We start from the raw sequence: 14,344 nt of genomic DNA on the forward strand, positions 1-14,344 counted from the left end.
AATTTAATAGCTGGCTCAGGTACGCATAGACATTAAATTTGGCTAGATTTCAGCGCTTGGCAAAAATTATAATCTGATTGAGAAGAGCTGTGGGAAAAAAAGACGATCGGAACTACGTGCAAATCAGAGGTCATGTGCGAAAAGATGTAGCACGCCGCTTTAAGCAGTTTTGTTTAGATCGGGAAGTAGACTATAGTGAAGGACTAGAAACAATTCTTAGTGCCTTTTTTACGACGGATACGCAAATAACTAGCGGCGATCTCGATCGCCAAAACAATTCAACTCACCTTCACTGTTACGAACAGCATTGATAATTATCATTTATCATTTGTGAAAGACCAATCTTGTTATTGGTCATTTGCCATGCGAGATAAGCTAATGACAGTGTTATGAGTATTTTATGACTCTGTTGAGGGTTATAATTACAAATTATTCTGTCTTTTGTTTCCTGTTCTTTTCAGAAACAAGACTGCTAGCAGTTAGCACTTACTAAAAGCAAAACTTTGTAGAGCAAACATAAGAGGTAAAATGCTAAGAAGAGTAAAGATTGTTGCTATCATCTGCAATTTTGATGCACAGTAGTAACTATTACATGGTAGTGTAAAAACTACAAAACTGAAGATTACTAGACTGAAAACTATCAAGATATCACTCAAGTCAATATGCTCAAGCAAATCAAGAATGCAGCTTTAATTGCTGCGGGTACACTCTGCGCGGGTATAGGTGTCATTGGTGTTTTATTACCTTTGATTCCTGGTACTCCCTTCTTATTAGTAGCAGCAGCTTGTTTCGGCGCGATCGAACAGTAAATTGAGTCAGTTGTCAGTTGTCAGCGTAGAGACGTTACATGTAATGTCTGGACAAAGTTATCAGTCATCTCTTACCTTCTTGTGTAGGAGAGAGTTGAACCAAGTTACTTATTTGCTGTGAAGCTTTCGCTCGATGCACTCTTGTAAATCCCTCATTTCGGAAGGGCGAATTTAACTAGAATACCTGCACCTAGCAATTTTTTGGTAGACTCGCCCCTACAATTCCCTATTAGCAACGGGATTGATTCAATGAGCAGAATAATGACATTTCTGGGCGATGGATCTAGAGAACGGACAACGCTAGCAATTGCTACTGCGAAATGGTTTGCCCGACAAGGTAAAAGAGTTTTATTGGCTACCTATGTTAATCCCAGTACGGAGCTACTTTTAGAAACTTCTTTAAGTACGCATCCTCAAAGCGTTGAGAGTCATCTGCAAGTTGTACAGTTACAAACAACTGTACTGTTAGAACAGGCTTGGGATGAAGTCAAAAAACTTGTTTCTACCTATTTCCCAGATTCTTTTTCCGAACAAATCTATCCTGCCGAATTGATTATACTACCTGGATTTGATAGTTTTTTAACTTTCAATGCCCTACGACAATACTATCAAAGTGGTAGCTATGATGTCATTATTTATAGCGATCGGGAAAATTTAGAGATACTGCGTATGCTAGGGATTCCTAGTGCTTTGGATTGGTATTTTCGGCGCTTTCACCAAATATTTGCAGATCTAGATATTAGCGAAATTGCTAATTCAATTGGTGGTCCATTAGCTGCGGCAATTCTTCACGCTAATATCGATCGCCAGAAAATGCAAGAAGGACTGGCTCAAATTCAGCATTGGATCGAGCAAGGAGTGGCAGTGGTTAACGATGCAAGTCAGTTAACAGCCTATCTCGTGACTAACGATACACCAGAAGCGATCGCCGATACTCGCTGGTGCTGGGGCAGCGCCCAACAAATTAACCTCACTGTCAGTGGTGTTTTAGCGTATCAAGATCGAGATTTAAGTAGAGAAGCTATACAGTCGGCTTTCACCCCATTAGCTGTCCATCATATCTCTACTTTGCAGGAGAGGAATTGGGAAGCAATTATTCAGGAATTGCCAGATTTTAACGCTAGTATTTCCGTAACACCGCCACTCAACATCGATCTCGTCCAGCGCCAAGTTCACGTTTTTTTACCAGGATTTCATAAAAAACAAGTTAAGTTAACGCAGTCTGGTGCAGAAATAGTTATTGAAGCTGGCGACCAAAGGCGACAGATTGTCTTACCACCAGAGTTGAAAGGAAAATCTGTACAATCTGGTAAATTTGAGGAACCGTATTTAGTAATTTCTTTTTAGAGTTGTGCTAAAAAATCCCCTGACCAGGTGTAAGTAAATTGTCAGGATCGTAGCGGCGCTTAGCGCTGACTAGCCTACCCCATACTGGATAAAAGTGCTGTCTCCAATCGGCTTGAGAAAATGGAACGGCATCAATCGGGTAGCGATATCCACCACTGTTGCGGTTGCGCTCGAAAAACGTGCGGTTATCAGCTAGCATTTTGGCGATCGCGCTAGCATTGGGTGGTGCAGTGCGTAGAATAGCAAACAGGAACACGACTGCCTCATCAGGAACTCGAAACAGGGGTAGCGTCAAGCGGTCTGTTGTCACGGGATACAGCAGTACTGGACCCTGACCCGTATCTGCTAAAGTTAAGTTAGAAACGATCTTGCCGACAAAGCCGTTAACTGCGGTTCCTGGTACGAATAAATCTAACCAAGGATGCGGATAAAACCATACTCCACTCTCCTTTAAAAAAGCAACAGTTGAAGCCAACCGATTCGCAAAATCAAAGTAAGACTTATCTTCAATCTGTTGAGTACCCTGACTGTAACTTAACCCAGCAAGTAAACTGCTATTGTCTGGTTCATCTGGCGGTGTATAAAAGCTAGCTGCCTCCAACATATAACGCCATCCACCACTAGCATCGGGTACGACTTGACCTTCTACGTAGTCAAATCGTTTTTGGGTAATTAGCCAGCGCTGGTCGTGCGTCAAAGCAGCCAGATCGTTGTAAAACAAGAGAAATACACGGCTATTTTGGGCAGACGGAATCAGGCGAACTGTTGCCCTGACGATAATGCCACATTGACCCAACCCTGCCAGCACTGCTTCAAACAAATCGCGATTTTGGGAGCGAGAACAAGTTTCTAGGTTGCCCGCACCCGTGACGACTTGAAGGGATAAGACGTTATCCACCTGCACGCCATAACGATGACTCCTGCCACCAATTCCACCAACGGCTAAAGTGCCACCCACGGATAGCTCGATGTAATCTGTCAAGACGGGGGGTGTCAGTTGTCGCTCTAACGATGCCAGCAGCAATTGGCTCCACAATACACCTGCATCCACTTCTGCCCCCTCTGCATTAATAGTATGAATCGTATCGAGCGAACTCATATCAATAACTATTCCCGCCTCTATGAGCGGTTGACCGTAAGTGGAGTGCGCTTGACCGCGTGCAGCAACTTTCAGCTTGTGGCTGCGAGCAAACCGGACAATTCTCACGATGTCCTCAACCGAACCTGGTTTGAGTACGGCACTTGGGTAACGACGCACGAGATGACCGAAATCATCAGCGGCAGCATTGCGGGTGGCAGAATCGGTGTAAAGTATACCGTCCAGGGGTGGCAGAGATTCAAACTCAGATGCAGCACTGGCGGATGTAACCCACGATCGCATGGCAGGATTGAACCCAATAATAATCGCACTGGCGATCGCACCTTGCAAAACTTGACGGCGTGAAGCATTCTTCATCCAGCATCCCCTGAACTAGCGTTTGACAGACCGAAATTCTTTTGCTCAATTAGAACTTCTTCAAACTTAAATGATAGTATTTCTCATTGAAAGCAATAAAATTTGTGTCGGACTAATGCATGATGAGTTCGAGCCGTTCAAAGCAGTTATTTGACAGTAGTAGATGGGGCAACAGGCGTTAAGCTGGCAACAAAAGTAGAATCGGCAGGTTGAACTTCGATGACTCCTCGAAACATATTCATGCCACAGGTGAAAGTATAAGTCCCTGGTTTGTCCGGCGTGAACTCGATGGGTGTGACTTGGTTGAGGGGGAGATTCTGGGCGATATGAAAGTCAGGAAATCGAATTTCTTCGAGGCAACTGCTAGGATCTGTACGGTGGAAGTTGAGTCGGACTCTTTGACCTGCTTTTACCACAACTCGACTGGGTTCGTACCCACCATCAACAGCAATCTCGACTGCCTGAATCCCTTGACTCGTCTTGGCTTTGTGTGACTTAGGCTTGCTGAGCAAAAACCACCACAGTTCTAGTCCAATTAATCCCAAACCACTAACCGTAACGGCTCCTTTCAACCATAGCGGTTGTTCGATCCGGTGGAACTGACCCTTCTGCTCTATTTCGGAGCGTTGCATCCCTTCATGAGACATTTGTGCCACTGCTTGTCCCGAAGCAATGCCTAATGCCAATCCTATACTCGCAATACCACCTACGATCGCAGTTTTGCTTACCATTGAAAACCTCCTATAAAACTGCTCCTGGCTCCTAACAAAAATCTAAATCCTGCTAATACCAATTGACTTTTTGACTACGGCAGAAAGATCCCCCAACCCCCTTTTCAAGGGGGGCTATAGAAAATCGTCTCTAACATAGCTTGAGTGAAATGGTATAACGTCCGCAAAGAATGTCACTTTCTTCAGCATCATGAATTTAGCGCCCAGTTTTCGGATGGAAGTTACGCAGACGCAGTGCATTTGTCACCACTGAAACAGAACTAAATGCCATTGCCGCACCTGCAATAATCGGACTGAGCAACCAACCAAAGAAAGGAAAGAGAATACCTGCGGCGATTGGAATGCCAGCCACGTTGTAGATGAAAGCAAAAAACAGATTTTGTCTGATATTACGAATCGTGGCACGCGAGAGTTGAATTGCCGTCACAATACCTTGTAAGTCGCCGGAAATCAACGTAATATCGCTAGCGGCGATCGCCACATCCGTTCCCGTACCAATAGCAATTCCCACATCCGCCTGCGCCAAGGCTGGTGCATCGTTAATCCCATCGCCAACCATTGCGACAATTTTGGGAGTCGTGAATCGTTTTTTGCTCCCCTGCTGCTCTAATTGCAGAGACTTAACAACCTCAGCCTTGCGATCGGGACGAACTTCTGCCATGACTCGGTTAATCCCGACTTCCCGCGCAATAACTTCCGCCGTGCGGCGGTTGTCACCAGTCAGCATTATTACCTCTAATCCCATCTGTTGCATAGTGCGTACAGCAGCAGCAGAAGATGGTTTGACGGCATCCGCAATTCCCATAATGGCTTGGACTGTGCCGTCTACAGCAATCCAAATGACTGTTTTACCGAGATACTCCAGTCGATCCCACTGTGGCTGTAATTGGCTAGTGTTAATTCCCAATTCTTGCATCCAGCGCTGCGTGCCAATTTGTACGAGGCGATCGCCTACGTATCCTTGCACGCCACTACCTGCAACCGCTGCAAATTCTCGTGCGTCAGTCAATTCTACTCCTTGAGAAGAGGCGTATTGCACCACCGCTTCAGCCAAAGGATGTTCTGAATTGCGTTCGACAGCAGCAGCTAGGCGCAAGAGTTTTAGCTCGTTGCTATGTGCCGTACCGTTCACCGTGACAAAATCGGTGACAGTTGGCTTACCTTGCGTAATCGTACCCGTTTTGTCAAGCACGATCGCTTGCAGTTTGTGCGCTAGTTCCAGGCTTTCTGCACCTTTAATCAGAATGCCATTTTCCGCACCTTTACCTGTTCCTACCATAATTGAGGTTGGTGTAGCTAAACCCAAAGCGCAGGGGCAGGCGATAATCAACACTCCAACGGTGGTAATCAATGCCATCGTCAGGTTACCCATGATGTTAAACCAGATGACAAAGGTAGCGATCGCGATCGCGATGACCGCAGGTACAAACCATCCCGTCACTTGGTCTGCCAACCGTTGAATCGGTGCTTTAGAACCCTGAGCTTGCTGTACGAGCTTGACAATTTGCGCCAAAAATGTATCTTTACCAACTCGTGTCGCCCGAAATTTAAAGCTGCCAGTTTTATTGATCGTAGCCCCAATCGCTTCATCTCCAGGCTGCTTTTTCACAGGCAAGCTTTCACCCGTCACCATTGACTCATCAATCGTGGAGGAGCCATCAACGATTTCTCCATCCACGGGAATCTTTTCCCCAGGACGAACTAGGATGATATCCCCCACTATGACTTGGGCAATCGGAATATCCACCTCGCGATCGTTGCGAATGACACGCGCTGTTTTTGCCTGTAAGCCAATTAGTTTGCGAATTGCTTCTGAGGTTTGTCCCTTAGCGCGATTCTCTAGAAGTTTTCCCAGCAAGATTAAGGTAATGATGACAGCGGCGGCTTCGTAGTAAACGTCTGGGTTCAAACCCTGAGCGATAAACCACCCAGGAAAGAAGGTGGGAAACAGGGAATATAAGTAAGCCGCACCCGTACCGATCGCCACTAGAGTATCCATCGTGGCTGTATGGCGCTTGAAAGCTTTCCAGGCATTGACATAAAAGGATGCACCACACCAGAACTGCACTGGAGCCGTGAGGATCAGTTGCAGCCAGGGATTGTGCAGCCACATGGGGATGAAGGGGATAGATAACCCCGTCATAGCAGGCAACGACCCAATGACCAGCACTGCACTAATAATCCCGCTAATCCAAACCTTACGAGTCAAGTCGCGATTTTCTACCTGCCGCGTCCGACGTTCGGCATCGTCATCTGCTGCCAACACATCTTCTTGCATCGGCTGAGCGGAATATCCGGCTGCGTCAACCGCATTTTGCAGTGTCGCCACATCTGTTTTGTCGGGATCGTAAGTAACTGTAGCTTGTTCTGCACCAAAGTTAACGCTGGCATGACTCACCCCAGGAACAGAGCGAATCGCGGCTTCAATGTTGTTAGCACAAGAGGCACAACTCATGCCTTTTAGTTTCAGCGTGATGTTATCCATATGGCGATTACTTTTTATTGGTAACCAATTGCTGCTTAAGCCGCAGGATAGCCTACAGCAGCGATCGCATTTTCAATTTCTGCTGCCGATCGTTGCGTCTCGATACTAACCATTTTTGTTTTCGGATCGGCTTCTACTTTTGCCGTTGCATCAACCTTCTTCACTGCTTGAGTTACAGTATCGACACAAGCAGCGCAAGCGAGTTTGGGAACTTTGAGCTGGATTAACATTTGCTCAACTCCATAACGTGACTAAATCTATTGTGAATTCTCTAGTTGACTAGAGAGTCAAGGGGAGAAAAATTTCGGCGTTGCATAATATGAGGTATGAATTGAGGTAAGTATCAACTCATATCAGTGTCTTTCTTTGGTGCGGCACTCACCGCCTTATGGTGAGCGGTGAGTGCCGCACCAAATGCGTAACTCCTGCCTTTCATCAGCTTTATTTTTGATGATGGCGAATTAATAAATAGAGAAAATAAGGAGCGCCGATAGCAGCAGTCACCACTCCACAAGGCAGTTCGAGCGGTGCAAACAAAGTTCGTCCGAGCAAATCTGCCAAAACCACAATAATTCCCCCAACAGTGCTGATGTTGGAATTAACCCTTGATGGTTTGTCCCTACCAACTGTCTACCTAAATGAGGTGCGATTAAACCAACAAAGCCAATCGTGCCAGCAGTGGCGACTCCTGCACCCGCTAAGGCTACACCGACTAACACCAGCATTCCGCGCTGCCATTCCACGCGACTACCTAAACCTTTGGCAACATCATCTCCCAAGTTCAATGCATTCAAATGTCTGGAATTTGTCAACGCTAGCGGTACGAAAATAATTAACCAAGGCAAGAAAGAAAAGACTTGTTCCCAAGTTCGTCCGTAGACGCTGCCAGCCAACCAAACTAAAGCACTACTCACGTCATCAATTTGCCCGAAGGTAATCAGTAAACTGGTAAAAGCACCAGCGATCGCCGATAAACCAACGCCGATTAAAATTAACAGAATCGGCGAACTACCGTTGTTCCAAGCGAGCGTATAAATTAGAATAGCCATCAACAAAGCGCCTGCAAAAGCTGAGAGAGGCAAGGTGTAAACTGGGGCTGCGGGAAATAACACGATCGCCGTAACTGCGGCGAGACTTGCCCCTGCATTAATGCCAATAATACTAGGCTCAGCCAAAGGATTGCGGGTTAAACCTTGAAAGATCGTGCCAGAAATAGCAAATGCTACACCTACCATCAAAGCAACCAACGTGCGAGGTAGACGCAGGACGTTAATTACGAATGCATGGTCTGGGTTTCCCGTATCCAAACCTAGTAAAGTTTTGACTATATCTAACGGCGCGATCGGATATTCACCCCGTCCTACATTTGCCACCATCCCTACCAAGGCGATCGCCCCTAAACACAGTAGCACTGGTGGAACGCGGCGATCGAGTCGAAAGGAGAGCGACTGCGAGCGGATGACTAGCCAATCCAACTTCATTTTTTCACCTTTGACTTAGCCAAGTAGACAAAAAAGGGAGCGCCAACTACTGCTGTCATCACCCCTACAGGTAATTCTTGCGGCTTGAGTAAGACACGCGCTGCTACATCTGCCACCAAGAGTAAAGTTGCCCCCACAACGGCACAATAAAGTAAAATCCAACGGTAATCGGTGGGAATAAAAAATCTCACCATGTGAGGAACGACTAAGCCGATAAAGCCAATTGGTCCGGCTAGCGCCACCGAGCTTCCTGCCAGTAAAACCACGCCGATCGCCGTAACAATTTTGACCCAAGCAGTCTGTTGACCTAAGCCTTTTGCCACATCTTCACCCAGGCTCATTGTCGTAATTTGTCTACCCAAAGCAAATGCGACGATTAAACCCACTCCAAGAAAAGGTAATACTTGCCATAGAATCTCAGTATCGCGTCCTGCCAGCGAACCAGCTAACCAAAATCTAATTTCTTCTAGGGTTTGTTGGCTGACAATCAGGATTGCCGTAGTCAGAGAAGAAATCAAAGCCGTCAGCGCCGCACCTGCTACTGTCAAATTCAGTGGGGTAGCTCCTCCCCGTCCCAGAGAACCGAGAAAGTAGACTAAAATTGCCGTGGCTGCTGCACCTAGCATGGCAGCAAGAGTTACAACGCTCAAGCTAGAACTGCCAAGCAGAAAAATTGTCGCCACTACAGCTAGTGCTGCTCCCGACTCAATCCCTAAAATTCCTGGATCTGCCAAAGGGTTGCGCGTCAAGCCTTGCATTAACGCTCCCGCTACTGCTAGGGAAGAACCGACAAGTAGAGCAATGAGCGATCGCGGTAATCGTACAGTTTGGACGATTAAGTGATTGTAGGAACCATCAAAAGCAGTGAAGGATGCCAAAATTTGAGCTAGAGGTATTTCTGCTGCGCCTAAACTGATGCTGTACAAAAAGCAAACGAGCAAGATGACTAGCCCGACGATTAGACCAACTAAGGGCGATAGTTTGGGCTTGTTCGCTCCTCTAGGTGAGCTGGCGATCGCTTTTGACATTGTCAATTTTTGTCATTGGGAATGCGTAGTTTTACTTATCGAGCCAGAATTTGAACGCTAGTTGCCAACTATTGACAATAATTCTACAGGTAAATGACCGAGCGATGGTTAATTGTTGCCAAATCGCATCCGCCAAAGACTAGCATAAATGCCATTCCGTGCTAGTAAGTCTTTGCGATCGAGTAGGGCGATCGCCTTGATACATCACGTAAATGCAATGACTGTAACGAATCGTCGTGTTGTTTGAAACCTCTGTGATAGGTTAAAAGAGGAAATTTTAAGTTTGATCGTTTGTCGTGGCTGCCAAAGAGCGTTTTCATCAAGTTGTTAAGACGGCTCTTGTTAAGGATGGGTGGAATGTGACTCACGATCCGCTTCAGATTAAAGTAGGCAGTGTAGAGATGGAAATCGACTTAGGAGCAGAACGATTACTCGCAGCGGAGCGAGGAAGTGAAAAGATTGCGGTTGAAGTCAAAAGTTTTCTAGCTAGTGCATCGGCAATTTCAGAGTTTCATACAGCACTGGGGCAGTTTATTAACTATCGAGCAGCACTGCGTCGTGAAGATCCCGATCGCGTTCTCTATTTAGCCGTACCCGATTTTATCTCTAACAGCTTCTTTCAACTTGATTTTCCAGTTTCAATGCTGCAAGAAAATCATGTGAAACTGATTGTTTACGATATTCAAATGGAGCAGCTCGTCCTATGGAAAAATTGACAGATAAATTAACGCATTATCAACAAATTGTGCAGCAACTACTAACGGGCTATGCCCAAAGTAAGCCTGCTTACGGCGAGCTTGAAGTTGAAACTATTTTTGATACCCAGAGAAATCATTATCAAATTGTGCATTTGGGTTGGCATCATAAGCGGTGGGTACATCATTGTGTAATGCATCTCGATATTCGGAATGAGAAAATCTGGATTCTCTACAACTCAACGGAGCATGATATTGCAGATGATTTAGTAAATTTAGGCGTGCCAAAGCAAGATATTGTGTTAGGTTTTTATCCCCCTTTTATGCGTGAAATGAGTGATTATGCAGTGGGTTAAAAGTAGAAGAATCAAAAGCGCGATCGCTTCTATTTGCAGACAAACAGAGTGCGATCGTCGGGCATAGTTTAAGGTGTGTTGACGAGGTACTTTTCTAGATCGTCGAGGATGGCATTAATTGCGTAAATATCTGAGCTATGCCAGTGTGTGCCGACAAGATAAACTTGATTTTTTTGAACGACTTCGAGTTGTGACCATAAAGGACTTTGTTTGAGCTTATCTAATGTTTTCTTATCGTCTTCTCTTTCCCAAGATGCAAAAAAAAGAACATCTCCATCAAGATCTGATATTTTTTCCTTGGATATATTTTCAATATAGAAGAAATCCCCTCTCTGCGAGCTGGGACGTTGCAGACCAATATCTTTCAATACTGACCCAGAGAAATGCTTTTCTCCATAAGACCAAATACCATATTCTGAAGATGTATTGGCAATAGATACCACCATAGTTTTATGGCGATCGCCCAAAGCTTGCTTTAGTTTTTCCACTCGTTGCCAATACTTATCTATGAATTGCTGGCTCACTTCTTCTTTGCCCAAAATAGTAGCAAGTTCCTCTAAACTCTCCTGCCAGGGGGGTGAAGGAAAGGGGGTATTGAGTACTACTGTAGGGGCAATATAAGACAACTGTTTGTAAATCCCTTTCAACTGGGAACCAGAAATGATTAGGTCTGGTTTAAGTCTCAAAATCTTTTCTATATTCGGATTATTATAGTCTCCGACAGATTCTACTCGATCTACTTTACCTTGAAGATATTTGGGTATAGGAAAACCTGTAACATAAGCCGATGCAATAGGACGGATACCTAACGCCCAAGTATTTTCAAAACTATTAAGAGTTACTACTCGTTGAGGATGGCGAGGAATGCAGCTGCTACCCATGATATGTTGCACGGTTCGGCAATTCTCAACAGGCTGTTTATCGCTAGCAATATTAGGATCGTGAACTATATTACAAGCCGAAACCAGTGATACCATTGAGATTCCTAAAAATACTAGATAGGCAAAGCGGCGTAAACAGATTTTCATGAATCTAGCGATCGCTCAAAACTGCCAAGAAACCGTTCCTTGGACGGTGAAAGGGTCGCCTCGAAAAACTCTATCTATAGAATAAGCACCTGAATAGTATTCCACATCAAAAAGATTGCGGAAGTTGAGTGCGGCACGGAATGCATCCCGTTCGTAGAAAATAGCAGCATCGGTGCGGAAGTAACTGGGTAGATCGAAGGAATTTTCTAGATCCCCAGGTCGCTCCCCAATATAGGAGAAGCCTAAACCAAACCCCAGACCTTGCAAACTCCCTGTTTGGATTTTGTATGATGTCCAGAGATTAAACATGTGTTCGGGCGCTAAATATAACCGATTACCAACGGGAATCTCAGTGTCTTCTGTGACTTTGGCATCGGTGTAGGCATAACCGCCAATAATGTTCCATCCAGGTAGAATTTCGCCCCTAACATCCAATTCAATGCCTTGACTGTTCTGCTCTCCAGTTTGAATCGAAAAGTCAGGATCTTCTGGATCTGTTGACGTGACATTAGAGCGAGTCAAATCGTAGAGGGCAAGGGTTGCCGAAAGTCGGTCGTTGACATCTGCTTTAATGCCCACCTCATACTGCTTGCCGCGCTCTGGCACAAATGGGTCGCCGCTAGCAGATACACCAATACTCGGCGAAAAAGAGCGAGTAAAACTGCCATAGAGCGAAATCGCTGGGATCGGTTGATAGACAATCCCCACACGCGGACTAAATGCTGTATCTGATTGCGTTGTTTCCTCGTCTGCAAGTCGATCTAGGGCGCGTTCCTCAAAGAAATCGACCCGTCCGCCTAGCAAAAGTTTCAGATTTTCTGCCAGTGCAATTTGATCTTGGAGATAAATACCGAGCGTATCTCTAGTTGTCAAACTGTCAGTTTCAAGAATACCGGAACGAACAAAGGTTTGATCGAAAACTGGATTGAAGATATCCACCGGAGCGGCAGGACTATCTTGTTCAAAGGTAAGCTCGATTTCATTTCGACTCAAACTGAAGCCAAACAGGAGTTGATGGTCAATCGAACCAGTGCGGAACTCGCCAAGTAGGTCGGTACTGAGGTAGTAGAAATCATAAAACTGGCTACCAACACTAGCAGCTCGATTGAGCGTACGGTTATCTTCAGCTAGGCTTTCGCCAGAGAAACTAGGTGCGCCATCGCGATCGTCATCATCGTAGAATGTGTATCGGAATGCATTACGAAGCTTCCAGTTTTGATTAAATCGATGCTCCAAGCGATATCCAACTCTGCCATTGATGGTTAGGTTATCTGTTTGGGGTCCTGTGGGGTTAAAGCTACGGTCGATCTCCCCGTTGGGATTCGGTAGCACAATCCCTACAGCTGGCACTCCATAGGGTTGCTGTCCGTTTCGTTCCATAGCGTTGACATCGCCCTCCACAATCAGGTCAGTATTTTGACCCAGGCTGAAGCTCAAAGTAGGAGCGACGAAAAACTCTTGAGATTCGTTAAAGTCAATGAAACTCTCACTATTCCGGTAGGAAGCGATGAAGCGGTAGAGAACCGTTTTGGAATCGTTGAGGGGTCCAGAGAAATCAATTATCCCTTGATAGTCGTCAAACCTGGCAGCACTTACACTCACTTCGTAAAACGGATCGCGCAACGGTTGCTTAGTAACAAAGTTAACAAGACCGCCGATAGAACCTTCTCCAGTTTCACCATATAAGACGGAGGCAGGTCCTTTCAATACCTCTAACCGTTCTATATTGGCAAAGCTACCATCACTACTTATTTGTGGGTCGGGGATGCCGTTGACAAGGAAGTTATTATAAGCGAAGCCTCGGATTGTAAAATAATTTCGAGTCCCCGCAGGACCAGTAATCGGAGCTACGCCACTGACGTTTTCTAATCCATCGGCGATGCTTCGCGCTTGCCGCTCTTGCAGCACTTGTTGCGGTACTATCTGAATTGATGCGGGAATATCGCGCAAGGGCGTGTCAGTTTTAGTTCCTATACTGGCATCGGGGATGCGATAGCCTTCCTGCTCCCCCGTCACCACAATTTCTATTTCCTCTGCCCCTGGCGCTGGCTTAGTTGGCTGTTGAGGCGTGGCTGGCGCTGGTGTTACTTGCTCTGGTTTGGTAGGGGGTTGTGGCTGCGCTGTTTCCCCCTGTGACAAGGGCAGTTGTGGCGGTTGGACTGTAGGAGGGACGACTGTAGGATTGACGGGTGCAGATAAATTGAATACCAAAGCGCGATTGCTCTGGACTATTCGCGTCGTAGGTACACCAGCTTTACCAATTACACTGACTCGAATCCCGCTAGCAGTTGGCTGGGTTACAGTCACGGTGGCAATTCCTGCTGCCGGATTGTCAGCACGAAACATCTTTCCCTCTGGTAGTGCTAGCTGGCTATTGGGAATATTGGCAACAAAGGTTTGACCGTAACTAGAAGTTAAGACTTGTAATGGTTCGCCACTTGCAGTCTCCAAAATCAACTCAATGCCGTTTTTGGTAGGATTTAAGCGAACTCCAGCGATCTGAGTTGGGAGTTGGGAGTCGTTGGCAGAAGGCGATTGGGCAAGCCATTCTGCAACAGTGGTAGCAGGGCGATGCCTTCGGCGGGCTTCGCCAACGCCTTGTTGAGAGTTGGTTGTTAGTCGAGGCTTTGCACTCCCCTCAATTTCCCCTGCGGCTTGCTCTCCTTGGTAAGCAGAAACTTGCGCCCAACTAGGCAAAGCTAACGCACCAACTAAACTTCCCGATACCAGGATCGATCCCAGTCGCATTAAATCCGCAAACCACCAAACGCGCATCTCAATTCCTCACACCTGAAAAAACGCCTTCTTGCCAACTTTTATCGATTGCAGTAAAAGGCAGTGTAGAGAAGTCGATCGCGCTGTGTCTACTCAAAACCGGAAATAGATCCCGAACCGGACATTTTTAACTCAGTAATTTTGCCCAAGTCA

12 protein-coding genes and 1 pseudogene are annotated in these 14,344 nt (G+C 46.0%); 5 read left to right on the top strand and 8 right to left on the bottom strand.

The window, feature by feature from the left end; all coding sequences use genetic code 11:
* Positions 1 to 89: 89 nt before the first annotated feature.
* From M5J74_RS19945 to M5J74_RS19955, 3 genes are all read left to right on the top strand, one after another.
* Entirely contained in the window at positions 90 to 311 is a 222-nt protein-coding gene (locus M5J74_RS19945; protein WP_106548217.1) for a hypothetical protein, read from the top strand.
* A 351-nt stretch (positions 312 to 662) separates the two neighbouring features.
* Positions 663 to 809, top strand: a complete 147-nt coding sequence (locus M5J74_RS19950) for a DUF454 family protein (protein ID WP_015155682.1) — start codon at positions 663 to 665, stop codon at positions 807 to 809.
* A gap of 249 nt (positions 810 to 1,058) precedes the next feature.
* Positions 1,059 to 2,156, top strand: coding sequence for an ArsA family ATPase (locus M5J74_RS19955; protein ID WP_250012932.1), 1,098 nt, complete (start codon positions 1,059 to 1,061; stop codon positions 2,154 to 2,156).
* A 7-nt stretch (positions 2,157 to 2,163) separates the two neighbouring features.
* Here M5J74_RS19955 and M5J74_RS19960 read toward each other — a convergent pair whose 3' ends face one another.
* The 6 genes and pseudogenes from M5J74_RS19960 to M5J74_RS19990 all read right to left on the bottom strand — a co-directional run bounded on the left by M5J74_RS19960 (position 2,164) and on the right by M5J74_RS19990 (position 9,337).
* Complete coding sequence (locus M5J74_RS19960; RefSeq protein WP_250012937.1) at positions 2,164 to 3,612, bottom strand: FAD-binding protein; 1,449 nt, start codon at positions 3,610 to 3,612, stop codon at positions 2,164 to 2,166.
* Positions 3,613 to 3,758: 146 nt separating this feature from the next.
* Positions 3,759 to 4,343, bottom strand: a complete 585-nt coding sequence (locus tag M5J74_RS19965) for a cupredoxin domain-containing protein (protein ID WP_015155685.1) — start codon at positions 4,341 to 4,343, stop codon at positions 3,759 to 3,761.
* Positions 4,344 to 4,539: 196 nt separating this feature from the next.
* Positions 4,540 to 6,828: a heavy metal translocating P-type ATPase gene (locus M5J74_RS19970; protein ID WP_106169190.1), complete on the bottom strand. Its 2,289-nt coding sequence runs from the start codon at positions 6,826 to 6,828 to the stop codon at positions 4,540 to 4,542.
* Between the two features lie 35 nt (positions 6,829 to 6,863).
* Positions 6,864 to 7,058 (bottom strand): heavy-metal-associated domain-containing protein, encoded by a 195-nt coding sequence (locus M5J74_RS19975; RefSeq protein ID WP_015155687.1) that lies wholly within the window; start codon positions 7,056 to 7,058, stop codon positions 6,864 to 6,866.
* Positions 7,059 to 7,269: 211 nt separating this feature from the next.
* Positions 7,270 to 8,204: pseudogene (locus tag M5J74_RS19985) on the bottom strand (FecCD family ABC transporter permease).
* A gap of 101 nt (positions 8,205 to 8,305) precedes the next feature.
* Positions 8,306 to 9,337, bottom strand: coding sequence for an iron ABC transporter permease (locus tag M5J74_RS19990; RefSeq protein WP_250017155.1), 1,032 nt, complete (start codon positions 9,335 to 9,337; stop codon positions 8,306 to 8,308).
* A gap of 296 nt (positions 9,338 to 9,633) precedes the next feature.
* On the opposite strand from M5J74_RS19990, the gene M5J74_RS19995 reads away from it, so the two are divergent.
* The gene (locus tag M5J74_RS19995) at positions 9,634 to 10,053 is read left to right on the top strand and encodes a XisH family protein (protein ID WP_250012940.1); all 420 of its coding nucleotides are present in this window, start codon (positions 9,634 to 9,636) and stop codon (positions 10,051 to 10,053) included.
* Entirely contained in the window at positions 10,041 to 10,388 is a 348-nt protein-coding gene (locus tag M5J74_RS20000) for a XisI protein (RefSeq protein ID WP_106166836.1), read from the top strand. Before M5J74_RS19995 ends, M5J74_RS20000 begins: the two co-directional genes overlap by 13 nt.
* Positions 10,389 to 10,456: 68 nt before the next feature.
* On the opposite strand, the gene M5J74_RS20005 is transcribed toward M5J74_RS20000, so the two are convergent.
* Together M5J74_RS20005 and M5J74_RS20010 are read right to left on the bottom strand one after the other, a co-directional pair.
* Positions 10,457 to 11,416: an iron-siderophore ABC transporter substrate-binding protein gene (locus tag M5J74_RS20005; protein ID WP_250012942.1), complete on the bottom strand. Its 960-nt coding sequence runs from the start codon at positions 11,414 to 11,416 to the stop codon at positions 10,457 to 10,459.
* 15 nt (positions 11,417 to 11,431) lie between these two features.
* Positions 11,432 to 14,191, bottom strand: coding sequence for a TonB-dependent siderophore receptor (locus tag M5J74_RS20010; RefSeq protein WP_250012944.1), 2,760 nt, complete (start codon positions 14,189 to 14,191; stop codon positions 11,432 to 11,434).
* Positions 14,192 to 14,344 lie beyond the last annotated feature (153 nt).

It is taken from the genome of Chroococcidiopsis sp. CCNUC1 (genome assembly GCF_023546805.1).
Classification (GTDB): domain Bacteria; phylum Cyanobacteriota; class Cyanobacteriia; order Cyanobacteriales; family Chroococcidiopsidaceae; genus Chroococcidiopsis; species Chroococcidiopsis thermalis.

Coding starts and splice junctions, on each gene's coding strand:
- M5J74_RS19950 (WP_015155682.1), top strand. CDS start 663: ATGCTCAAGCAAATCAAGAATGCAGCTTTAATTGCTGCGGGTACACTC.
- M5J74_RS19955 (WP_250012932.1), top strand. CDS start 1,059: ATGAGCAGAATAATGACATTTCTGGGCGATGGATCTAGAGAACGGACA.
- M5J74_RS19960 (WP_250012937.1), bottom strand. CDS start 3,612: ATGAAGAATGCTTCACGCCGTCAAGTTTTGCAAGGTGCGATCGCCAGT.
- M5J74_RS19965 (WP_015155685.1), bottom strand. CDS start 4,343: ATGGTAAGCAAAACTGCGATCGTAGGTGGTATTGCGAGTATAGGATTG.
- M5J74_RS19970 (WP_106169190.1), bottom strand. CDS start 6,828: ATGGATAACATCACGCTGAAACTAAAAGGCATGAGTTGTGCCTCTTGT.
- M5J74_RS19975 (WP_015155687.1), bottom strand. CDS start 7,058: ATGTTAATCCAGCTCAAAGTTCCCAAACTCGCTTGCGCTGCTTGTGTC.
- M5J74_RS19990 (WP_250017155.1), bottom strand. CDS start 9,337: ATGTCAAAAGCGATCGCCAGCTCACCTAGAGGAGCGAACAAGCCCAAA.
- M5J74_RS20000 (WP_106166836.1), top strand. CDS start 10,041: ATGGAAAAATTGACAGATAAATTAACGCATTATCAACAAATTGTGCAG.
- M5J74_RS20005 (WP_250012942.1), bottom strand. CDS start 11,416: ATGAAAATCTGTTTACGCCGCTTTGCCTATCTAGTATTTTTAGGAATC.
- M5J74_RS20010 (WP_250012944.1), bottom strand. CDS start 14,191: ATGCGCGTTTGGTGGTTTGCGGATTTAATGCGACTGGGATCGATCCTG.